Here is a 22,246-nt window from a genome sequence, read left to right on the forward strand (position 1 = left end):
TTAAAACTTATTTAAACATAATGCTTATTAGCATTATTGCAATTGTCAAAGCATAGCGATGTCTACGACGGGCTACGCCTACGCTGATTGCAACTCGGTTATTTACTAAGAGGTTTCCTGATGATGACTTTCATTCAAAAATCCCCAATGATTTCATTAATTAAACAGTACAAGCGCACCTTGGCTTGGTTCATGTCTGGTCTGCTTTTGACAGTTTTGTTGTTTTTAGGAACATCAAATCAACAACCAGCAACCGCCTCTAATCCAAGTTATGCCGCAGCCCCTACTCAGGTAGATGTGACTGCAACATACTCAGACTTTGGTGCTACTCATCTAGAACCAAATTTTTATCAAAATTAACGCCTAACTCTTGCTCAATTAACTTTAAGGCACACTGCAATGATTTCATTTTTGCAAAAGTACAAGCGATTTCTAGCCTTGACTATGGCTGGCTTGCTTTGTACCGTTCTGCTGGTATTTGGTAATTCTGTTTTTCAGCCTACCCTAGCTGCTGGTAATGGAATTAACGTAATTATCATGATTGGCGATGGTATGGGTTGGGAAATGGCACGAGCCGCAGCCGTTGCCAAAGGTGCGCCTTTTTACACAAGTGGTAAAGGTTCAGGTCTTAGCTTCCAAAAGCTCACTGGATATGGATTGGTGACTACTTACGGCACAACAATTCAGGGAAATACACCAGCCAATCCAACAGACCAGCCCCATCTAACAGGTAACTCTGCTCTAGATAACTCTAATCCACTCACGGGTGCAAGTCCTGTTCGTCCTAACTTCTCATTCCAGCCTACTCCTTTTAACCCTGGCAATAGATTTGATGGCAATAGCCTAGAGGATGGTAATCTGGCGGGTTATGACATCAGTAAGGGCGGCCCTGTTCCTTGGGTTCCTTTGACCCCTGCTAATTCTGGTACTTATGACAAAGATTACATCAAGTACAGTTATCCCGACTCTGCTAATACAGCTACAACTCTGTATACAGGGGTAAAAAGCTTTAACAATGCGATGGGGGTAGACATTTACGAGAAGAAGTTGAAAACCATCCTAGAAATTGCCAAAGAAAAAGGTAAGTCTACAGGCTTGGTAACTTCCGTACCTATTAGCCATGCAACCCCTGGTGCTGCGGCTTCTTTCGTAAATCGTCGTAGCAAGTATGACAGTGTTTACGACCCCAGCAAGACCAACCAAGACAGCATTTTGCAACAAACATTGCTGAACTTTAAGCCCAATATTTTGTTGGGTGGCGGTCATCCTAAAGATTTTGAAAATAGAGAAAGCACAAGTACAGCAGAGGGCGTCTTTAAGTATACGTACATTACCGAAGACACTTACCAGCATCTGAAGAATAATCCTACGTCCAATCGTTACGGCTATACCTTTTTGGAACGCGGCCCTAATGCAGCTAAGACACTGCTAAAAACGGCTGCTAAAATTGACCCCAACAAGGGAGGCAGATTATTTGGTCTGTATGGTGCGCGTGGACAAAATGGCAACATTCCCGTTAGTTCTTCTAAGGGAGACTATAGTTTGACAGGTCTGGACAACTTCTCACTCTATACCTCTGTTGTCAAGCCTGGAACTGCGGCTACCTGTCCATCAGGTCAGATAATCACTGGTACTGCTGGGGATTGTGTTCCTGTCATTGATGCAGCTGGTAATCCCATCGCTCCTAATGCTCCTGCACCCGATACTGTTCGTCCTCTGGCTCCCGGTGAAACTGATGCCAGCTTTATCGCTAAAGAGATTAACGAAAATCCAACTTTAGCTGATTTAACCAAAGCAGCTTTAACCGTTTTAGGTAAAGACAAAGATGGCTTCTGGTTGATGGTTGAGGGAGGCGATATCGACTGGGCTGCTCATGACAACAACATGGATAACCTGATTGGTACCATGAATGATTTTGATAAGGCAGTCCAGCAGGTCATTAGTTGGGTAGATCATCATGGTGGTTGGAGCAAGAACCTGCTGTTGGTTACTGCTGACCATGACCATTACCTAACTCTAAATAATGACTTTGCCTCTAAATTGACTCCCAATCCTAACCCAAATCAGGCTAAAGGCTTGAAGTATAACGCCAAGGACATCACCTTCGTTAAGCACAATCCTACTGATGCTGGTCACTTCTGGGGGTCTGATCCAAATTACAAATATCTCTGGGGTAGCCATAGCCGCCGCGTTGTACCTGTTTACTACCAGGGTGCTTACGCATCAACTTTGACGCGATCGCTAGGACAAGGCTTCCAGATTAAAGATAGCTCTGGTACTTACAGTGTGCCTGGTGTTCGGGGCGTGGTTGACCAAAGTCATATCTTCCAAGCCATGAAAACTGCGATCACAAACAAGCCTGTGAATTGAATACACCGCTTCACTAAAACTAACTGAAAAGCTTTGTTTTGCAGAGACGTGGTAACACACGTCTCTGTCTCAAAAAACTATTGCGGTATTATTGCACCTGTTCTTTTATCAAGGGAAAAAATGACTGACTCCATCTTCAAGAAGTTAGCAGCTGCAACGGTAGGAACTGCTTTGATTTTTTCGTTAGGGGAGACTATCCCGGCTCAAGCAGCAGCCCTAACTTATAATTTTTCCAACGACGATAAAACTCTCACAGGTACTTTTTCATTTGATCAAGCAGCAGCAGACGATCAAGAAGTAACGATCGCAGAAGGTTTAAAGATTTCTGCTAGCTATGGTGGCCAGTCATACACTGAAGCGGATGATCCTTTAGCTTCAGTTTTCACCGACTTTTCGGGAACAATTTTTAACCAAGCGGGGTTAGGGTTATATTTTACACCTAGCGCTTTTAATGTCTACCGCGAAAATTTTATCAATCTGAACGATTTAACTAGTACGGGTATTCAGAAAGTTACTTATACCAGTGTTCCAGAGCCAAGTTTAATGCTTGGATTGTCTGTATTCGGGTTAAGTTTGTTCTTGAGTAAAAAAATAGCATTTTCTAAACCATCAAGCACAAAAGCTTAAATCAAATTATCAAGAATAACGGGGTGGGATTATCCACCCTGCAAATTTTTAAAATTATAGGGAAATGCTGAAAACCCGTGAAAAGTAGGACACGCAAGTGTCCGAACTTCGTACTTTAGGCTGCGTTTTGAAAGCAAGTCACAAGCCTTTAGGCTTAAGTCAATTTTGTTTCAGAACATGGTAAAATATTCTAATCAGTACAAGATTTAAAAACCTACCCCCAGACTGGGGGAAAGTCTACGCCCAAAATATTTTTGAGGAGATATGACTACGCACTTAGTGCAAACGTGGTCAGCCTGGGAACCTGATAAATCAGGATATTAAGAGCGTAATCTCTTAAGAATCTCCGTACCTTTAGGTCGGAGAGTGTCAAAAAATCTCAAAGCTCAGATTCCCAATTTCTCTAAAAAGTTAGGGAATCTTGTTATTCACATAATAATTTAGGATTGCTACATCGTTTTATTAGCATCAGACAAGAGTTAACAGTAATGTCTGGGTTTGCAGTTAATTAACCTATTAGTTGTTCTGACTTTTCATGGTATGTGGAAAACCCCTCTTCTATTTCTCTCATCCTTTAAGGAGAGAGACTTTGAATTTTCCCTCTTAGAGGGTCGGGAAGGGGGTTAGGGGCTTAGGTTAATCGTTAGCTTTTCCACATGATCTGAATTCTCAGATTACTTGTTGCATGAATAAAATATACATGGATTGTTTAGATATAATAATGACTCATTGTTTGTTGTCCTAAGTGGAGAAATTAATGGGTCGCGCCAAAAAGGTTGTCCTGGCATATTCTGGTGGAGTGGATACCTCCGTTTGCATCCCTTACCTCAAACAGGAGTGGGGTGTGGAAGAGGTGATTACCCTAGCAGCAGATTTAGGTCAGGGAGATGAATTAGAGCCAGTTCGAGAAAAAGCTCTCAAATCCGGTGCAAGTGAATCCCTCGTAGCGGATGTCAAAGACAGCTTCGTTAAAGATTACGCCTTTGGGGCGATTCAAGCCAACGCCCTTTATGAAAATCGTTATCCTCTCGGAACTGCTCTTGCTCGTCCACTGATTGCCAAGGTATTAGTAGAAACAGCCGAAAAATATGGTGCTGATGCGATCGCTCACGGTTGCACCGGCAAAGGTAACGATCAGGTTCGCTTTGATGTCTCAGTTACCGCCTTAAACCCCAACCTAAAGATCCTCGCACCAGCCAGAGAATGGGGAATGAGCCGTGAGGAAACCATCGCTTATGGTGAAAAGTTTGGTATCCCCTCACCAGTCAAAAAATCCTCTCCCTACAGCATTGACAAAAATTTGCTCGGTCGTAGTATTGAAGCTGGTTTACTCGAAGATCCGTCATTTGAGCCACCAGAAGAAATTTATGAAATGACCAAAGCGATCGCTAATACTCCCAACGAGCCAGAGTACATCGAAATTGGCTTCCACGGTGGTATTCCGACAACCCTCAACGGTATAGCTAAAAAGCCAGTTGAACTAATTGAAGAACTCAATCAGGCGGTAGGAAATCACGGTATCGGACGGATCGATATGATCGAAAATCGTCTGGTGGGCATCAAATCGCGGGAAATCTACGAATCACCCGCGATGTTAGTGTTAATTCAGGCACATAGGGATTTAGAAAGCTTGACTTTGACGGCAGATGTCACCCATTACAAGCGTGGGATTGAAGAAACTTACAGCCAAATCGTTTACAACGGTTTGTGGTACAGTCCACTGAAAGTTGCCCTCGATGCCTTTATTCAAAAGACACAAGAGCGAGTCTCTGGAACCGTGCGAGTGAAGTTGTTCAAGGGCAACTCTACTATAGTTGGACGTTCGAGCGATAATTCCCTCTATACTCCCGATTTGGCAACCTACGGAGCCGAAGACCAATTCGATCACAAAGCTGCTGAAGGCTTTATCTACATTTGGGGGCTACCAACTCGTATTTGGTCGCAGCAAATTAAAAGTTAGGAGTAGAGACGCGATTAATCGCGTCTGTACAGGAGTTAGGAGTAGAGACGCGATTAATCGCGTCTGTTAAAAATGCAAAATACAAAAAGTAAAAATTAAAAAAATAACTTTTTACTTAACTCCAAACTCCAAACTCCTAACTCCAAACTGCAAACCCTTCTCTACGAGACGCTGCGCGAACGGCAGGTGTTACAGTGAGCTTGTCGAACTGCTCAGGGCATCGCTCCTAACTCCTAACTCCTAACTTTTTACTCTTCACTACTCGCTTCTTTAACTTGCCGAGACTCTAGCCACAGGGGCACAATAATTAAGGCAGCCAAGATCAGTAACGCTGCGATCGCAAATTGACCCACCCAAGCAACCAATTGCTCTAAAGAAATAATTTTGCCAGCAAAAAAAGCCAATGTCACCATCAAACTAGCCCAAGCAACCGCTCCTAAAAAGTTGTATAAAAAGAATTTTCCAAAGGGCATTTCGGCTATACCAGCTAGTGGTGCAGCAAAAACTCGCAACAATGCCAGAAAACGTCCAAAAAATACTGCTTTAGCACTATTTTGACTAAATTGATCTTTAATAGTCAGCAGCCGCACTTCGGAAATCCGAAATATGCTAGCAACTTTTACTAAAAAAGGCCAACCGCTAGCTCTACCAATCCAGTAGCCACAAGTGCCACCAATTACAGCACCCATAATTGCATCACCGAGAACCAGCCAGAAATTTAGTTCATCGCTGCCAGCTAGAAACCCGCCTACTAAGGTCACGGTTTCGCCAGGAAGGGGAATGCCTAAATTTTCTAGCAAAATTCCCAAAAAAACTGCCCAATACCCGTAAGTGTGGGCGACTTCCTGGATATTTTCTAGTGAAATCAGCTCTAAAGACATCCCGCACCGCCGCCTTTACAAATTTTTACTTTTATTATATCTTTGCTTGTTTATGCGCGGGGTGTCAATTAAACCGCTACATAGAGCCATTGAGTCATTAGTTTAATTCTGAATAATCCATAAATTATAGTTGATGGTAACGATTAATTTTTTACTATTAACTATGCATTTTTTAGAGGTAAATACCACAACTTTATAATTTATTACAAAAAAATTAAAATATTTATAAAAAATTTATAAATATCCCGTGAAATGATAAAAATCTTGTAAAAGATACGGTTGATACCGAAATTGTTAGGCGTTTATGCCTATATTTATGAAAGTTATCACAAATTATACGGCATGAATACTGAAATAATCCCTATCAACTGCACCACTGCAATTGCCCAAATATCTGGGTAAAACAGTAATTTTGCTGTTGAAAGAGAAGAGTATTGATGTCTTTTTTCAATTTTTTGTCAAGTGTTCCAACTACCCTGTTAAATTCATGATTCTCACACAAGAACTTCAAGTGATTTTATTTAAACCCCAAGCAAGCATAGATTTGGAAGGCGGTAAGACTTTGAGTGAACAGATGGCTAGAGTAGTGCCCCAAGCTCATCAACTCTGGGTTATCGACCTAGCAGAAGTTAATTTCATGGACAGTTCTGGGTTAGTCCCTTTAGTAAAAGGGTTGAAAGCTGCACGTCAGAGTGGTTGTCGCTTGGTTCTATGCAACGTGCAAGCTCCTGTACGGTTAATTTTGGAACTCACCCAACTAGATTCAGTGTTTGAAATTTTTCCCACTTACGAAGACATTTTTACCACCGTTAAAGATAACAGCCTGGTGCTAGCAGCCTAGATAATAAATCTACCTATAGATGGATGGTGGAGTCAAGCAATATTTGCATTTTTTCATATTCTCAAATCAAAGAGAACAGTCTGGTACTAGCAGGCTGATTTTCTTTTTTTATAGAGTTGAATGTTGAGCTAAACTCATGCTTTGACGTAGGTAATATCAATAAGCTGATTAATGAACCTGCTTATCGGAAGCCATCTACTAGGGCGTAAGAAAGGTTATACTATCAGCCTTTGCGTTATTTATAACCCATATTCGGCACTTCGCTTTGTAGTACGCTGATATTACACTTTTGGGGCTAATGGTAGTTGAATAGCGATGTCTACGACGGGCTACGCCTACGCTAAAAGTCTAGTAAGTACCAGTGTTAATACTTAATCAAAACAATGATTTTTTGTAGGATTTCTCCGTAGGGGTTGACTTCCGCCTTGGTGTACTAGTTGGATGTATCCAAGACACTTTTTCGCGGCAAGTTTTTACCTGTTCGATTCCACCAGAATGATAACTTTAGGCGTTCTGGGGAGTGGAAATGTTAGTTTCTTCGTCGGATGCTGGGCGGGGGAAATTTGGTAAATCAATGCCACTGTGACTAGCATTGCGAGTTTTAAGTGCTAAACGGTAACTCACACTTTGCAGTTCTGCTTGTAGTTGGCGGTTTTCCCGTTGTAGCATTGCTACCTTTTCTCTGACTGGCGTCATCCGTTCTTCAAACTTCCGCCGATAAATTTGAGGCAACTCTTGTACTACTTGCTCCAACATCCGACTGCGATCGGTGAGTTCTTGAACTGACTGTCGCAATTGGTAAATTTCGGAGTCACGAGTTGTAATTTGCTCTTGGTAGAACGCCACCTGCTGCTCTACAGCTTGGAGTTGTTCTTGCAAAGCCTGTAACTGGGTCAGATCGCGCTCAAGATCCGGCTGCTGGGGCATAAAATTAGTATTACCCTTTACCAGCCGGAAAAGTTCTTGAGATAGTTGTTGCACTAAGGAATCACGAAGTTGCAACTCTTGGCGTAGCTGCGATACTTCCGTAGAGAGAATTTGAATATTGGGTGTATCAGATTGGCTCACAGTAGCTTACAGCTCCCATTCAGAATCTTGTCCACTCTTAGGTATAACTGCGGGAGTACTACCTTTGGCAAGTATTTGTTAATTTAGCATTCCCAAGCAAGTTACGAAAAAAGAAAAAACAAAATTTTATTGAATGGGATTGGACATGGGGCATCCCTTCTCTGCGAGACGCTACGGGAACGGCTTACCTCGGCTCCGGCTCCATCGAGCGAAGTCGAGATGCTCGGCACAAGTCGCTCAGGGCAAGTGGGCATGGGGCATTGGGTATTAATTATTTCTTCCTCGTATCCCTATCCCCTATTCCCTATTCCCTTAGACTGTTGCAGGTGCAGGTGCAGGTGCAGGTGCAGCTACTTTAGTGGGTTTTTCTTTTTCCTCTTTAGGAGGTTTTTCTTCTTCGGCTTCCTGCTTAACTGTCAAATAGCGAATCACTTCTTCACTCAAGCGCATGGCGCGTTCAAAGGGGGCGATCGCAGTTGCAGGTGCAGTGTAGTTTAACTGGATGTAGATGCCATCGCGGTGTTTTTTGATTTCATAAGCCAGACGACGCTTACCACGATTTTGAATTTGCATATCCTGGGCGCCTTGGTCGCGAAGCAAATTCTGATATTTAGTAATTGCTTGCTCTACCTGTTCGTCTCCCAGGTCAGGACGCAGAATGTACATTGTTTCGTAACTTGTAGTCATATTTTTCAGTCTCCTTATGGACAGAAATGGCTGCTGATGCTAATTTATACCTAATATAGTTCAAAATGTCGGTATTAATCAACATCTGAAGCAACAAGGAACTATAATCTTACCAGTTTTAAATTTGAATCATTAGTCAAATCGCCGAAATTTGAATTTTTTGGATGTCCCTAATCAAAACTAGGTCGCTTCCCAGCCCCCAGATTTCTTTAGCTATATTCCAAAAGAAACCGATACTTTTTTGCTAATGTTTACTAACAAATACACAAGTTAAAGAGCTAATTGGCTCTTTAACCAAGGCGTATCAACCAATGCCCGAAGGAAAATTCCACGGGCACCATTTAGATCCCGATTCATCTTTAGCCCAGTAGAGAGAGACAAAATTTTTCTCGCTCCACCTAGATTCTTGACGATCTCGCCTGTCCATGACACTGTTTTTGAGGTATAAGCTTCGTTGCAATCAATGACGGTTTTCGACTGTTCCCAAGCTTTCCACTTAAGAAAAGTCTTGAACTCATAATGAGAAAGCGTTAGCATCTGCCGAACAGATTTGTTTCGTAGTTTACGACGTGATTTTGATACCATCTGAGATGTTTCAAAAGTTGGTAGCAAAATTACATCAAAGTTATCAACCAAAAATCTAGCTGTTTTGTGATGTAACTCTTTAACTAAGTTTTTAATCTTGCAACGAAGTCTACTTGCAGCTTTTCTCAACCTTATTTTTTGTTGACTAGGTGATGAAGATATCCTTGAAACCAACCTATCTAAACGAAAACAAAGCTTTCTGTTCAGGGTTTAGGAATAGTCGCATCTTCTTTGATTTTCTTGGTGTAACTTCTGAGTCCGTGCATTCTGCAACTGAAGACGTGAAGGATGGCAAGAAGATCGGCCGTGAGTTCGGACTCTGGGCAGTGAATAGGATTTGAGAGAACCACGATTGATCCACCGTTTTGCTCTGCCATGAATTGAAATAGCTCAAATCCAAATCTACACAATCTGTCTCTACAGGCAATAACAATTGTGAGCTTATCACCTCGCATAAATCTGACCAGTAAGGCTTGCAATCCTTTCCTTTTGAAGTTGAGTCCACTTCCAATGTCTTTGACGATTTCGGCGTTTGGGTATCGCTCTTGCATGAATTCAACTTGTCGCTGCAAGTCATCTCGAAGCTTTGGTGAACTAACTCGACAGTAGCAAACAAGGGTAGACTCAATTGCATCGCGTTGGTAGGACTCGACATCAAAGAGTCTTTGCCCTGCTTCGTTTTTGATGCTTTTGATCTTTCCTTCATCTGCGTACTTCCTTAAGGTGTTTGGGTGCAAACCCAGAAATTCGACTGCTTTTCTGAGTGGTATATATGCCATAGTTAAATATTAGCATATATTAGAGATTGTTAGCAAATCACCTACTGTTATTCAACCTCTCACTCACCCCCCAAGGGTAATGATGAGACGGTAGTGAACGTAGGTAGTCTTTTTTTTTGAAAAGATTGATCGAGCTATCAGCAATGCTTTGGGGTATTTTCCCTAAAGAAATATATTAGGTTCCCTTAAGATCCCCCCGCCTGCGGCGACCCCCCCGATAAATTGGGCGTTAGGGGATCTCTCTTAGCCAAACATATTAACCGAACCGGATTAAGACATATATTATAGCAAGCGATCGCTTTCAGGCTCAAGGCCGAATCGGTTCGCTAAAAAGCTAACTGATGATTGCTACCCGCTCACAGCCACAAAAAAGCAGATAAAAGGATATTCATTAAGGTTATGGCGCAACGCTATGTGCGAATTCAAAATCAAGAAGGACAGATTTACTATGGGTTACTACAACTATCCCTGAATGTGCAGGTGCTAGATGCTCCGCCCTGGTTACAAGGACAACCCACTGATTTAACTTTGACACCAGAAAATTACCAAATTCTGGCTCCCTGCGCTCCCTCAAAAATTGTGGCGGTGGGTAAGAATTATGCAGATCATGCTGCCGAAATGGGAACTCCAGTCCCTTCTGAGCCACTAATCTTTCTCAAGCCACCCACATCGATCATTCCATCTGATAAGGAAATTAAGTATCCTCCCCAGTCACAAAGAGTTGATTACGAAGGAGAGTTAGCGTTAGTGATTGGCGATTACGCCTTTGAATGTACACCAGAGGTAGCCCAAACCAAAATTTGGGGCTACACCATTGCCAATGACGTAACAGCGCGGGATTTACAAAAACGCGATGGTCAATGGACGCGAGCCAAAGGTTTTGATACTTTCTGTCCCTTGGGGCCTTGGATCGTGCGGGAGTTAAATCCAGGAGCGAGATTGCAAACTTTTGTGAATGACGATACCAATCCAGTCCAATCTGCCTGTATCGATCAAATGGTGTTTTCCCCCGATGTTCTAGTTTCTTATATCAGTCAGGTGATGACGCTACTACCGGGTGATTTGGTGCTTACAGGTACGCCGGAGGGTGTAAATCCATTGCATCCAGGCGATCGCGTCCGCGTCGAAATTGAAGGTATTGGTCGCCTGGAAAACACCGTAGCGCCCCGTTAATTTCTAACGCACCTGCATATACACTGCATCGGAAATCGCCGGAATTTCCGCATAACGTCCCAGTAGAGACTGAACGGCGGAATATCCAACTGCTACTACAACGCCTAGAAAGATGGTGTTAGCTACTGTTTCTATTGCAAAGCCAGTACCAGGAACCTGTTCTAAAACTCGCACCAGTATGGAACACAAAAATATAACTATGTCCAAAAGAATCGCTTGCATTGTGTTGAAACGAATGAAGTGACTGATTTTTTCGTTTCTTACCACTAATAGTAACAAGGCAAAGAACACAATTATTTGTCCAAATTGTCCTAAACTACCATAAAGTATTAGCACTGGTTGCAGTGGTAAAAGCAGAACTTGTAGTGCTGGAAACTGCTTCAACAAAGAGCTGCCAAAGACTAAACCATCAATTAGGGGCAGCAAATAAGGCAAGGAAGCAAAAATCCGATCTGAAACTGTTGTAGATCCGCGCCAAGACATTATGCGTTCTCCTGTGGTTAAATTTTAATAGTTACTTGAGCTTAGGATAACGCAGTTGCTTGGTCTTGCTGGCAAATTCAACTATTCTATATGGGCGATGCGAAAACCCATCAGACACTCATACTGGTCTGGCTGCTGTTGAGTGAGTTTGCTAATGGCTTGACCACAACGCAGTTGACCCCCACGCCAACGGGGTTGACCGCTCCTGTCAGCGAGTAAACAAGACTGGCAAACTTGCTCAGGGGCAAGGATTTGCTCGTCCATTAAAATGACTAGCATGGAATCCCTCCTGTAAATCCTTATTGTCACCCACATTTCACTCAGGTGAGGATACGCTTTGTAGCGGTTCAAAGAAACGCTGCTTTGTAGGTTTAGCGCGTGCTGCGCGGTTAAGTGTTGTGATTTGCGATCGCGCTTCGCACCCAGAGTAAGCGATCGCAAATCACACTTAAGAGCGACATCCTAACTTTTTGTAGCAAAAATCGGGGCAATCACACTTTAATAAAAATTGTCAAGTGACTCTTACATTTATTGTATGTTGTGTCTATGGCAAATGGAAATTTTGGTAAAAAATCATACAGAAAAAGTTGGCAGTTAACTAGATAGCCATTTAAGGGATGCATTTACAAAATACTGGGGTAAACTTGCAAGCAAGTTAATACACAATATAATTGGGCGGCTGGTCGGTCTGGGCATCACTCACAATGGAACACTGGCAATTTCTGATACAGAAACAAGGCGATCGCTCGTGGCATATCCTAGAATCGCCAAATTTGGAAATTTTGGAAGGGGAGTATAGAGTTTTGGCTCGTTCTAACCTTCCTAATACAGACGTGGAAGTGCGGGTAACTCACTCTTCAACCCAGGAAGTTCTACCAAAGCGGCGAATTTTCAAGCGATCGCGTCGCACTAATTCAGAAGGCTTAATGGCGATAATTCCCTTTACCTACTTCGATCCGGGAGTTTGGGAGTTGCGCTGTATCGGCGATTTGATGTCGGAGCTACTCGGTAAATCTTGGCAATACAGTATCCAACTTAAAGTATTGTGCCAGGAAGTAGAGGGGAGGCAGAGGAAGCAGAGGAAGCAGGGGGAGCAGGGGGAGCAGGGGGAGAATGTAGAATCAAATTCACCCGATCGCCCAAATACTGTTTCTGAAAACTGGGAATTCACTTTCCCAGGAGAACCCGCAATTGCGCTAGATAAAGCGATCGCTACAGAACAGGCAATTACTACAGACGACAACCCCGTTACTATTGTTGTGCTAGATGAAGGGAACTTAGAATATACTGCTCCAGATGAACCCGAAATTAACTTAGATCAAGCGATCGCTACAGAACAGGCGGTTACTACAGACGACAACCCCGTTACTATTGTTGTGTCAGATGAAGGGAACTTAGAATATACTGCTCCAGATGAACCCGAAATTAACTTAGATCAAGCGATCGCTACAGAACAGGCAATTACTACAGACAGTAACTCCGTTACTATTGTTGTGCTAGATGAAGGGAACTTAGAATATACTGCTCCAGATGAACCCGAAATTAACTTAGATCAAGCGATCGCTACAGAACAGGCGGTTACTACAGACAGTAACTCCGTTACTATTGTTGTGCTAGATGAAGGGAACTTAGAATATACTGCTCCAGATGAACCCGAAATTAACTTAGATCAAGCGATCGCTACAGAACAGGCAATTACTACAGACAGCAATCCTGATACCACTGTTCTGCTAGATGAAACGGCAAAAGATATTGATGAGCCTGTGAGTTCTGTGTGGCTCAAAGGTGAGACGGCAGAGCAGATTTTACAAAATTTAATAGATTTAGCTTTACCCAATTCTGAAGCCCTGCTCAATGATGAAAAGGTTACAGATTCTCCAGCAACACAACCACCACCCCCATTACTGCTAACTTTAGACCAGGATACTTACATTGCTGGTTGGGGACAACCTCTTACAATCAATGGGCACGTAGAACTCAAAGAAAAGATAAATCTAGATCAGGCTGAAACATTATTCTCTAAAAGCCTGCGGGCGCTTGAACTAGGAATTGAACTGCGATCGCCCAAAAACTCGAAAATATTGACCCAGGTACGGCAACCCTTACCAGATCAGGAGTTGCCCTTCACCATCAATACCTCAATTGATATTGCTGCTGACTTTGAATCAAAGTTAATTTTGGCAGATATCAGTTTGTCTGGTAGATTCGCCGATGTTGATGAAGTCATCCGGTTAGCCAGCCAGTCCTTCACCATTACAGCAGATGTAACACAATTACTGGCAATCACTGCCGCAGCAACACCTAGTACATCCTTAAATGACCCCATAACACCATCGGACTCGTCTGCTGCTGTCACGGAGCCGGAGGGCGCTGTAAGGATCGATTTGAAACTATTCAATCTGGTCAAGATTCCAAAAACAGACCAGTCTCAGATACTCAATCCATCCCCAAATACACCTTTACCACCGCAAATTAACTTACAAGTTCTACGAGAAGCCACGCTGCGGGCATCTAACTTAAAAAATTCAGGCACTTCGCCTCAATTGCCGAAACTGCCCCCTATTCAAACCCATGCCAACACTCCCACAGATGTTGTTGCAGAACCCCCTACAGAACAGGAAGTTGTGGAAACGGATGCTGCTACTATGGTTGCCATCAACTTGGAGCAGTTGGTCATCAAGCAACGTCGAACGCCAATACTCGACACTACTTTGCCATACTTGAAACGGCTACAAGCTGTGCCAGATGATACAGAAGAAGTAAAAAACAATGCTCCAGATGCATTGGAAGTTCCAGCAGATGAAGACTTCCCGCAGTTGGATACAACTGTAGCTGATGAAAATACACTGGAATTAGTAGATGATGCCCAATTCCAAGAAGAATCTGTTGCTGAGGTAGAAGCCCAGCCAAATGCACAATTCATTACAACAGGTAACCTTTCCTCATCTCCCCTGCTTAGGAAGTGGATGCACAGCCAAGGATACTCTTTACCTGAATCCATCGACGAACTGGAACCTGAAGACCGCGATCGCTATGTTCCAGCCCAGCAGACCCAGCTTTCTCTTAGTACTGAAACTGCCAATGTTGATGTCAACTTGCCGTTAAACGTGGATGCGGACACAGAGATATCGGAAGAAGTTCAATCGGTTTCTGATCTTGAGAACTTTGAAGAAGACGCAGACACAGCAAAGGAAGACGATCTAGAAACAAGGGAAGATACGGTAGTAGAAGTATCCGAACCAACACTCTCAATGGCGGTAACACAACTACCGCCCCCCCCTCCTCCAATAAAAATGAATATAGCCTCAGCTTGGTTGGCGCAAGAAATCGTTGTAGATGATACATACAGTGAACTGGAAGCCAATGGGGCGAAGAATGACTTTTTTGAAGAAGAGAAGCAACCACTGTTAGGTTTATCCTCTTCCTCACCTATAACTGCGGCAGCCATTGAGCCTTTGCCAATTCCAGAACTGCATATACCAGACGGCGAACTAATCGCTGGCAAATTTATCATAGTGCGCGTAGTACTGCCTGAAGCACCTCCCCAAGTTGTTGTCAAGTTATGGCTTGAAGATTATCAAACTCGCTGGTTACTAGAGGGGCCCCATTTACTGACAAATTTGCTACCTAATGCCTTGGGAGGATTGGAAGTGATGACGCAATTAAATATTCCCTTTGGGTGTTTGGAAATTCGCTTAGAAGCGATCGCACTTGATCTAACAACTCAACAGGAGAGTCACAAAGTTACAATAGTGCGAACTGTGATTCCTCCAGACTTGCCAAACTTGCAGCTAGATGAACTCCTGGGTATGTAATTCAGGGAGTTAGGAGTTAGGAGTTAGGAGTTAGGAGTTAGGAGTTTGGAGTTAGGAGTTAGGAGTTTGGAGTTAGGAGTTTGGAGTTTGGAGTTTGGAGTTAGGAGTTTTGTTTATCTCCTTGTCCCCTTGTCTCCCTCATCTCCCGGTTGGTGAGCGAAGTCGAACCACATCTCCCTCATCTCCCTCATCTCCCCCATGTCCCAATGTCCCCTGTGTTAAAAATATGAAAGAATTTCAAAAATTTGGCAGAATTTGCAGTAAGCTCATTTTGAATTGTAGTGTGATTTGATAGGAACCTTTACTATGGCAGCTTCTTTTTTGCCTTCTATCTTGGCTAGTACTTCGTACTTGTCTTCTATCTTGGTTCCCATAATTGGTTGGGTTTTGCCAGGTATAGTCTTCGCGTCTCTGTTTTTATACATTGAAAGCGACGATATCAGTGATATCAACTGATACTGATGTAGTCATTAGTCATTAGTCATTAGTCATTTGTAAAAAACAAATGACATAGACGCGCTAGCGGCTTCCCGCAGGGTAGGACAAAAGACAAATGACTAATGACCAAAATTAATACCGCCCATCTCATGGAGACAGGCGGTTTTTTTAACGTTGATTTCTCAACAAATGCTGGAAAATTCTAACTTATAGTGTTCGGTTCAAACTAACTCATGTTAAATCGAAGAACCGAGTCCGGCGTAGGCACCATAAAAGAAAATGCCCAAGACTGTAATTATACCTAAACCTGCGATCGTAGCGACGACCCACAGGGGAATTCTCCCACTTCCAGACACAGCTTCTCTCCTCCCTTAACAACTAATCAACACAGGTTAAATAAACAAAGATTAACAACAGGACTTCTACTTAGTTGAAGAAGTAACTGGAAAACAGAATCCCCAGAACGAAAACTAGTAATAGTCCCAGGTATAGCGAAGTCCGGTTTAGTTCAACCGGTTGATTATTGGGATTGGGCGATCTTTCTACCATAATTGCTCCTAACGATGAATAAATTGCATTGCGGCGATCGCGCCTAAAAAGAATACAGTTGGTACACCTAATGTGTGAACTGCCAGCCATCTAACGGTAAAAATTGGATAGGTAACTGGTTGATTGATGTTATTGCCGCTAGTCATGATCTCAAACTACTTTCCAATAAATTGTTCAACTTGTTTTTTAGCTTCAAAACGGTTCTTCACAATGGGCACTTCTTGGCGTGCTGGTGTGAAATACTCGTTGGGGCGGGGTGTACCAAAAGCATCATAAGCCAGCCCGGTGCTGACAAATAGCCAACCGGCAATAAATAATGCCGGAATGGTGATGCTGTGAATTACCCAGTAACGAACGCTAGTAATAATGTCCGAAAACGGACGTTCTCCAGTGGTACCTGACATTTAGATCCCTACCTTATACATAGAGTGTTATTGAGTTTATTATCCTACAAAGTTAAGAAAGAGTTACAAGTTGCAAAGTTCTTCTCAGAAATTAGGTATTGGGCATCCCTTCTCTGCGAGACGCTACGCGAACGACTTACCTCGGCTCCGGCTCCATCGAGCGAAGTCGAGATGCTCGGCACAAGTCGCTCAGGGCAAGTGGGCATGGGGCATTCGGACTTGCTTATTTCTTCCTCATCCCCTCATCCTCCCTACTCCCCACTCCCTACTCCCTACTCCCCCTTTCCCACTAAGCGGCTTCTGGAGAAGTTGTTTCAGGGTTTGGTAGATATTTAAGCAAAACGCCGCGATCGCCAATTATAAATCCCCGCTCTGGCTCTAAAAACACAATTTTATACAAATTAGCAGCAACTTCTTCTACCTCACGGTCTTTTTCCCAGGTTTTGCCACCGTCGCCACTCCGTAGCAAATTACCGCTACCGCCACCTATCCAAATTTCATCGGGTGTGCGATATGCCAAATCCAGTAAACCCCAGCTGGTGGATAACTCTGGATATTTTGCCTCTTGCCATTCTTCAGGTTTAGTTGGGTCACTAAACTGAATTTGACCTCCCCTAGCCAGTAACCACAATTGCCCATTGTCAGCAAAACCCATGTTTTCTACGCGCCGAGAACTATTGCGGTTATGGGGAACCCAAGCATCTTGTCCCGGTTCCCAAGTCGAGTAGAAACTACCCTTGGCGGAAACGGCAACATATTTGCCATCAGGAGAACGTTCTAAGTTACGCACCACACCGACTGCTGATTCCACTTGGGCTTTCCAGTTTTTGCCGCCGTCTGTGGTCTTATATATGGCTCCTACATCGGTAGCCATCTCAGCTGTGTTGTCTGCTAGTGCCTTAACTGCGATCGGGCTACCTGGTAGCTTTTCACTCAAGGGAATACGCGACCAAGAAGCACCTTCATCAGTTGTATGCAGCAACAGTCCAGGCTCTCCGGCAATCCAGCCTTCTTTTCCTGCAAAACTTACTGAGTCAAAACGATACTTTTGCTCATCCAGTTGCAGTGTTATTGGTTTCCAGGTATTACCACCATCATTGGTTTCCAACAGGGTGGCATTGCTACCTACTAAGTAACCATGCTCAGGGTTCTTAGTAAAAGCAATATCCAATAAATTCGAGTCTGTTGGCACAGAAATGACTTTCCAAGGGTTGTAGCTAACAGAAGGAACTTTGCTACAACCTATGCAGATGATGACTACTATTAACAAGGCAGCTATTCGTTGCCAATTTTTCACAATTGAATGCATCAGTATTTCTTAGTTATTTCTAAATTTCTGTAAGAGTTGGCAGCCAGGACGCTGGAAAATCCTGGGTTTTCATTTTGAATTTTGAATTTTGTTAGCGCAGCGTAAAGCCTTCTCTACGAGAGGCTTCTCTTTCAGAGACGCTACGCGAACGCCAACGGCATGGCTTCGCTTAGAGCGAGTCTGCGTTCGCTTTTAGCGTTTCGTAGAGAGCGTCATTTTGAATTGCTTAACGGCTGTCATTGTAAGCCGTAGAGACTGATAAAAAACAAGAAGCCAAGAGCCAAAGCACCGAAAATTAGGATATTCTTTTGGGTTGGCGTTAGGTTATTGACACCAAAACCGTAACCGAGATTTTCTTTGAAGCCGGATGCAGTACCCGCAGGGCCGATGTTGGCAAAAGCGGTTTTTTTAGCAGCACAAACTGGACAGCGCCAATTTGTTGGCAGTTCTGCAAAGGATGTCCCTGAAGGAATATCATCCTTGTCGTCTCCCTTCTCAGGTTCGTAAACATAACCGCAGGCGCGACACTCGTAGCGGTCTAACACCGTAGTCTCAACAGCTGGTTCGCTCATGGCTAGGGCCTCACAGAGAAGAAATCTGAAATATACGTTACAAATTATGACATAATTGTTTGGCTTTTCTATCACTATCAAAAGCTAATTAAATACTTGAAGTGTATCTGTTTCCCAGATTTCAGAAAACCCAAACAGATATAATGTAAAAGAAAGTAACGTAATTGAAGGGATTGGGGACTAGGGATTGGGGATTGGGAATTAAAAGTCAATAATTTTGTATTAGGGATGAGGGATTGTAAATTCAGAAGGATTTACCAGTTCCCAGTCCCCAGTTCCCAGTCCCCAGTCCCCAGTCCCCAGTCCCCAGTGACTACTTAAAATACTCCATAAGCGGTAGATACTCATTGTGTTTGTCCTCAGCGGTTACGAGTACCTTCTAGGCTTCTTCATAGTCTGTAGCCTAGTTCCTGCCTTAGCGCTCTCAGCTTCCAAGCTCCTACGACCCAGTGGTTACAGCCCAGAACGGCGCACCACCTATGAATCTGGCATGGAACCCATTGGGGGAGCCTGGATTCAGTTCAATATCCGCTACTACATGTTTGCTCTGGTCTTCGTCGTCTTTGATGTGGAGACTGTATTCTTGTATCCTTGGGCGGTAGCTTTCCACCGTTTGGGGCTATTAGCATTTATTGAAGCGCTAGTCTTTATTGCAATTCTTGTAGTCGCTTTAGTTTACGCATGGCGTAAAGGAGCTTTGGAATGGTCTTGAATTCTAACTTAACAACCCAGGACAAAGAACGAATCATCAACCCCATTGAGCGGACTACAATCACTCAAGACCTTTCAGAAAACGTCATTTTGACGACGGTTGATGATCTCTACGACTGGGCGCGGCTTTCTAGTCTGTGGCCGTTGTTGTTTGGTACTGCTTGCTGCTTTATTGAGTTTGCAGCTTTAATTGGTTCACGATTTGACTTTGACCGTTTTGGGCTAATTCCCCGTTCTAGCCCCCGCCAAGCCGATTTAATTATTACGGCAGGGACTATTACGATGAAGATGGCTCCCCAACTGGTGCGTCTTTATGAACAAATGCCAGAGCCGAAGTATGTAATTGCGATGGGTGCTTGTACAATTACTGGCGGGATGTTCAGCGTTGATTCCCCCACGGCAGTGCGCGGAGTTGATAAACTGATTCCTGTAGATGTGTATTTGCCTGGTTGTCCTCCCCGTCCAGAAGCAATTATCGACGCAATCATTAAGCTGCGAAAGAAAATCTCCAATGAATCGATGCAAGAGCGGGATAAAATTAAGCAAACCCACCGCTACTACAGCACGACTCATAACCTGAAGCCAGTAGAGCAAATCTTAACTGGTAAGTATTTGCAGTCAGAAACTCGCTATGCACCACCGAAGGAATTGACGGAAGCGATTGGTATGCCAATACCACCTGCATTACTGACAGAAAAGGCGCAAAAGGAGGAACAAACCCGTGGCTGAAGAAGAATCTAAACCAGTACCAGCAGCGAAAGAAGAAGCATTGGTACAAGCGGGTAAAATTTCCCAGTGGTTGACGGAAAATGGCTTTGACCATGAGTTTTTAGCACCAGATAAGAATGGTGTAGAGATAATTAAGGTGGCGGCAGATTTCTTGCTTCCTACCGCTACAGCCCTTTATGCTTATGGGTTTAATTATCTCCAGTTTCAAGGTGGTGTTGACCTTGGGCCAGGACAGGAGTTTGTAAGTGTGTATCACTTGATTAAAGTTGGTGATAATAGCGATCGCCCTGAAGAAGTGCGGGTTAAGGTGTTCTTACCACGGGAAAATCCTGTAGTGCCTTCTGTGTACTGGATTTGGAAGACCGCAGATTGGCAAGAGCGCGAGTCTTACGATATGTACGGCATTATCTACGAAGGACACCCAAATCTCAAGCGGATTTTGATGCCGGAAGATTGGGTGGGTTGGCCTTTGCGGAAGGATTACATCTCGCCTGATTTTTATGAGTTGCAGGACGCTTATTAGAGATTGCTGAATAGAGAGGCGATGAATCGCTGAATAGAGACGCGATGAATCGCGTCTGTACAAGATAGTGCTGAGTTTCGGCAGTGATTAACCCCTTTCCGGTGGCGGAGAGGGGTTATGTTTTTGGCGTTTCATGTCAAGTTGGTTGACAAAATTTCCTGTAATTCATTGACTGTATTTACAGTTTTAATTGCCTGTTGAATTGTTTTTAATTTCTGCAAATCTGTAATTTGAGAGATTATTGGCATCAATTCTAAACCTTGATTGCCAAACTTAATTTCTAATGCTAATTCAATTCCTGAATATAACTCTTCTTTTCTTCCTCGCAGTTCTCCGCGTGCTTCTCCGCGTTCTTCCCCTTTGCTAAAAATTTCTTGATACCAAGGCGACTGTTCTAAAAGTGCCATATCCCACCTCAGAATTTGTTGAACTATTGCACTATCTAATACAAAGGTAGCAAAAAATCCTAATACTGTTTCTAGTTGATTCAATTGTTCATCTGCACGTAATATTCGCAATGCATCCCGAATCGTAGACTCGTTATCACCACCTTTGAGGATGGGTACAAATGGAAGTAGTGATGGTAATGGTTGTGCAAAGGCAATGTTTACATCAACTTCCCACAGGTTAATGACACGGTAATCTTGAATAGCACGTAAACCAGCAATATTTAATTCATAACTTGTCGGTATTTCAGCATCACTTGCCTTGAGGATATTAATTAGTACTGGATACGTTGGCAAATTATATTTTTCTTCTGCAAGTGCTGCATAAGCACGCATCCTGCGCGGCATTTCTGGTTTATAGCGCAGTTGTAATTCGTTAAGAACGAGAAATTTTCCATGCTGGGGACTTTCGACACGGATTAAAACATCACTTTCTCGACTTATCCACTGAAATTCTGAGTTGAGAATTTCGCCTGCAACAATATCAGGAATTTGTGTTACCCATTTTACCCAGTTATCAGGTGCAAGGCTGATTAAGCGTTTGGTGCTGACATCGGCGGGTTTGATCATGGGGTTGTAAACGCACTCAAAGTTATCAAATAATTGTACTTAAGACTGGATTACAGATATTCAGATTTTTAATTGGACTACTTAGAGAAAGCGATCGCACCTAATCTGAGATAATTTGAGTGCGATGTCTATGACGGGCTTTGCCTACGCAATTCCTGGGTAGTGAAAACTTTTTAACGCAGAGGGGCGCTGAGGGAAGCGCAAAGGTTCGCAGAGGAGGAAGAGATAGAGGTGCAATAGAGATGTTCAGTAAAATTTCCTAGTAATCGGAATCGCTATCTCTACTTTTGTATTCATAATGTGGGAAAATTTAATGTAAATATTTAAAATAATATGTTACAAACACCTCCAGACGATCGCATTTGGATTGTGACGGATGATACCCCTCAAATATCGATTCCTGATGGTGCTAGAGGCGGGAGTATTAATACAGGCAGTTGGCGAGACGAAACTAGGGATACCACTGGTAGCAAAGGGGTAGGAGATGCCGTTAAGGTTAGCGCTCAAACATTAGAGCAAAATATGACTCACTTTCTCAAACTCGTGGGAAGTTTGTTTAGTCAGGCTGAACAGCAAGCAAAAGTCAACTCCAAGATGCAGCTAGATGAAATTGAACTGTCGGTAGAAATTAGTGCAGATGGGGAAGTTAAATTAATTGGCAGTGGTGTCAAAGCTGGGAGTAAAGGAGCTATTAAGCTGAAGTTTAAGCGCCAAGAATTACAGTGA

27 protein-coding genes are annotated in these 22,246 nt (G+C 43.2%); 12 read left to right on the forward strand and 15 right to left on the reverse strand.

Annotated features, from left to right (window positions below; all coding sequences use genetic code 11):
• Positions 1-120: 120 nt before the first annotated feature.
• From D1367_RS19600 to D1367_RS19615, 4 genes are all read left to right on the forward strand, one after another.
• Positions 121-360 (forward strand): hypothetical protein, encoded by a 240-nt coding sequence (locus tag D1367_RS19600; RefSeq protein WP_225892188.1) that lies wholly within the window; start codon positions 121-123, stop codon positions 358-360.
• A 39-nt stretch (positions 361-399) separates the two neighbouring features.
• Complete coding sequence (locus D1367_RS19605) at positions 400-2,370, forward strand: alkaline phosphatase (protein ID WP_118167870.1); 1,971 nt, start codon at positions 400-402, stop codon at positions 2,368-2,370.
• Between the two features lie 120 nt (positions 2,371-2,490).
• On the forward strand, positions 2,491-2,997 hold the full coding sequence (locus tag D1367_RS19610; protein WP_118167871.1) for a PEP-CTERM sorting domain-containing protein: 507 nt from the start codon (positions 2,491-2,493) through the stop codon (positions 2,995-2,997).
• A gap of 757 nt (positions 2,998-3,754) precedes the next feature.
• A complete protein-coding gene (locus tag D1367_RS19615) occupies positions 3,755-4,957 on the forward strand; it encodes an argininosuccinate synthase (RefSeq protein WP_118167872.1) in 1,203 nt (400 codons plus the stop codon).
• 248 nt (positions 4,958-5,205) lie between these two features.
• On the opposite strand, the gene D1367_RS19620 is transcribed toward D1367_RS19615, so the two are convergent.
• A complete protein-coding gene (locus D1367_RS19620; RefSeq protein ID WP_118167873.1) occupies positions 5,206-5,838 on the reverse strand; it encodes a DedA family protein in 633 nt (210 codons plus the stop codon).
• A gap of 487 nt (positions 5,839-6,325) precedes the next feature.
• Between D1367_RS19620 and D1367_RS19625 the strand changes: the two genes are divergently transcribed.
• Positions 6,326-6,679 carry an STAS domain-containing protein gene (locus tag D1367_RS19625; RefSeq protein ID WP_118171586.1) on the forward strand — a complete coding sequence of 118 codons (354 nt, stop codon included), beginning with the start codon at positions 6,326-6,328 and terminating at the stop codon, positions 6,677-6,679.
• A gap of 504 nt (positions 6,680-7,183) precedes the next feature.
• Here D1367_RS19625 and D1367_RS19630 read toward each other — a convergent pair.
• The 4 genes from D1367_RS19630 to D1367_RS19645 form a co-directional block, all read right to left on the reverse strand.
• Positions 7,184-7,747: an Npun_F5560 family protein gene (locus D1367_RS19630; protein WP_118167874.1), complete on the reverse strand. Its 564-nt coding sequence runs from the start codon at positions 7,745-7,747 to the stop codon at positions 7,184-7,186.
• Between the two features lie 312 nt (positions 7,748-8,059).
• A complete protein-coding gene (gene rpsF / locus D1367_RS19635; RefSeq protein WP_118167875.1) occupies positions 8,060-8,434 on the reverse strand; it encodes a 30S ribosomal protein S6 in 375 nt (124 codons plus the stop codon).
• Positions 8,435-8,704: 270 nt separating this feature from the next.
• Entirely contained in the window at positions 8,705-9,148 is a 444-nt protein-coding gene (locus D1367_RS19640; RefSeq protein ID WP_228674799.1) for a zinc ribbon domain-containing protein, read from the reverse strand.
• A 74-nt stretch (positions 9,149-9,222) separates the two neighbouring features.
• On the reverse strand, positions 9,223-9,798 hold the full coding sequence (locus D1367_RS19645) for an IS607 family transposase (RefSeq protein ID WP_118167876.1): 576 nt from the start codon (positions 9,796-9,798) through the stop codon (positions 9,223-9,225).
• A gap of 399 nt (positions 9,799-10,197) precedes the next feature.
• Here D1367_RS19645 and D1367_RS19650 point away from each other — a divergent pair, with 399 nt between their 5' ends.
• Positions 10,198-10,971 (forward strand): fumarylacetoacetate hydrolase family protein, encoded by a 774-nt coding sequence (locus tag D1367_RS19650; protein WP_118167877.1) that lies wholly within the window; start codon positions 10,198-10,200, stop codon positions 10,969-10,971.
• Positions 10,972-10,974: 3 nt separating this feature from the next.
• On the opposite strand, the gene D1367_RS19655 is transcribed toward D1367_RS19650, so the two are convergent.
• Together D1367_RS19655 and D1367_RS19660 are read right to left on the reverse strand one after the other, a co-directional pair.
• Complete coding sequence (locus D1367_RS19655; protein WP_118167878.1) at positions 10,975-11,454, reverse strand: Tic20 family protein; 480 nt, start codon at positions 11,452-11,454, stop codon at positions 10,975-10,977.
• Between the two features lie 81 nt (positions 11,455-11,535).
• A complete protein-coding gene (locus tag D1367_RS19660; protein WP_118167879.1) occupies positions 11,536-11,733 on the reverse strand; it encodes a hypothetical protein in 198 nt (65 codons plus the stop codon).
• Between the two features lie 425 nt (positions 11,734-12,158).
• Between D1367_RS19660 and D1367_RS33115 the strand changes: the two genes are divergently transcribed.
• Both D1367_RS33115 and psaI read left to right on the forward strand, forming a co-directional pair.
• Positions 12,159-15,269, forward strand: coding sequence for a hypothetical protein (locus D1367_RS33115; protein ID WP_323808682.1), 3,111 nt, complete (start codon positions 12,159-12,161; stop codon positions 15,267-15,269).
• A 306-nt stretch (positions 15,270-15,575) separates the two neighbouring features.
• Positions 15,576-15,725, forward strand: a complete 150-nt coding sequence (gene psaI / locus D1367_RS19670) for a photosystem I reaction center subunit VIII (protein ID WP_118167880.1) — start codon at positions 15,576-15,578, stop codon at positions 15,723-15,725.
• A gap of 218 nt (positions 15,726-15,943) precedes the next feature.
• Here the strand turns inward: psaI and D1367_RS19675 are convergent, their stop codons facing one another.
• From D1367_RS19675 to D1367_RS32865, 7 genes are all read right to left on the reverse strand, one after another.
• Positions 15,944-16,063, reverse strand: a complete 120-nt coding sequence (locus D1367_RS19675; RefSeq protein WP_012411803.1) for a photosystem II reaction center protein J — start codon at positions 16,061-16,063, stop codon at positions 15,944-15,946.
• Between the two features lie 70 nt (positions 16,064-16,133).
• On the reverse strand, positions 16,134-16,256 hold the full coding sequence (locus D1367_RS19680) for a photosystem II reaction center protein PsbL (RefSeq protein ID WP_012411802.1): 123 nt from the start codon (positions 16,254-16,256) through the stop codon (positions 16,134-16,136).
• A gap of 8 nt (positions 16,257-16,264) precedes the next feature.
• Positions 16,265-16,402, reverse strand: coding sequence for a cytochrome b559 subunit beta (gene psbF, locus D1367_RS19685; RefSeq protein WP_012411801.1), 138 nt, complete (start codon positions 16,400-16,402; stop codon positions 16,265-16,267).
• Between the two features lie 9 nt (positions 16,403-16,411).
• Positions 16,412-16,660 (reverse strand): cytochrome b559 subunit alpha, encoded by a 249-nt coding sequence (gene psbE / locus D1367_RS19690; RefSeq protein ID WP_012411800.1) that lies wholly within the window; start codon positions 16,658-16,660, stop codon positions 16,412-16,414.
• Between the two features lie 289 nt (positions 16,661-16,949).
• Entirely contained in the window at positions 16,950-17,969 is a 1,020-nt protein-coding gene (locus tag D1367_RS19695) for a photosynthesis system II assembly factor Ycf48 (RefSeq protein WP_118167881.1), read from the reverse strand.
• Positions 17,970-18,205: 236 nt separating this feature from the next.
• Positions 18,206-18,541, reverse strand: a complete 336-nt coding sequence (locus D1367_RS19700) for a rubredoxin (RefSeq protein WP_118167882.1) — start codon at positions 18,539-18,541, stop codon at positions 18,206-18,208.
• Between the two features lie 222 nt (positions 18,542-18,763).
• Positions 18,764-18,889: a hypothetical protein gene (locus D1367_RS32865; protein WP_267255641.1), complete on the reverse strand. Its 126-nt coding sequence runs from the start codon at positions 18,887-18,889 to the stop codon at positions 18,764-18,766.
• 1 nt (position 18,890) lies between these two features.
• On the opposite strand from D1367_RS32865, the gene ndhC reads away from it, so the two are divergent.
• The 3 genes from ndhC to D1367_RS19715 are packed head-to-tail and all read left to right on the forward strand — an operon-like array spanning position 18,891 to position 20,504.
• Positions 18,891-19,253, forward strand: coding sequence for a photosynthetic/respiratory NAD(P)H-quinone oxidoreductase subunit C (ndhC, locus tag D1367_RS19705; protein WP_073644368.1), 363 nt, complete (start codon positions 18,891-18,893; stop codon positions 19,251-19,253).
• Complete coding sequence (gene ndhK / locus D1367_RS19710; RefSeq protein ID WP_118167883.1) at positions 19,244-19,981, forward strand: photosynthetic/respiratory NAD(P)H-quinone oxidoreductase subunit K; 738 nt, start codon at positions 19,244-19,246, stop codon at positions 19,979-19,981. The genes ndhC and ndhK overlap by 10 nt, the downstream gene beginning before the upstream one ends.
• Positions 19,974-20,504: an NAD(P)H-quinone oxidoreductase subunit J gene (locus D1367_RS19715; RefSeq protein ID WP_118167884.1), complete on the forward strand. Its 531-nt coding sequence runs from the start codon at positions 19,974-19,976 to the stop codon at positions 20,502-20,504. The genes ndhK and D1367_RS19715 overlap by 8 nt, the downstream gene beginning before the upstream one ends.
• Positions 20,505-20,635: 131 nt before the next feature.
• Here D1367_RS19715 and D1367_RS19720 read toward each other — a convergent pair whose 3' ends face one another.
• Positions 20,636-21,520 (reverse strand): RpnC/YadD family protein, encoded by an 885-nt coding sequence (locus D1367_RS19720; protein ID WP_118167885.1) that lies wholly within the window; start codon positions 21,518-21,520, stop codon positions 20,636-20,638.
• Positions 21,521-21,853: 333 nt separating this feature from the next.
• Here D1367_RS19720 and D1367_RS19725 point away from each other — a divergent pair, with 333 nt between their 5' ends.
• A complete protein-coding gene (locus tag D1367_RS19725; protein ID WP_118167886.1) occupies positions 21,854-22,246 on the forward strand; it encodes a Pepco domain-containing protein in 393 nt (130 codons plus the stop codon).

It is taken from the genome of Nostoc sphaeroides (genome assembly GCF_003443655.1).
Taxonomy (GTDB): domain Bacteria; phylum Cyanobacteriota; class Cyanobacteriia; order Cyanobacteriales; family Nostocaceae; genus Nostoc; species Nostoc sphaeroides.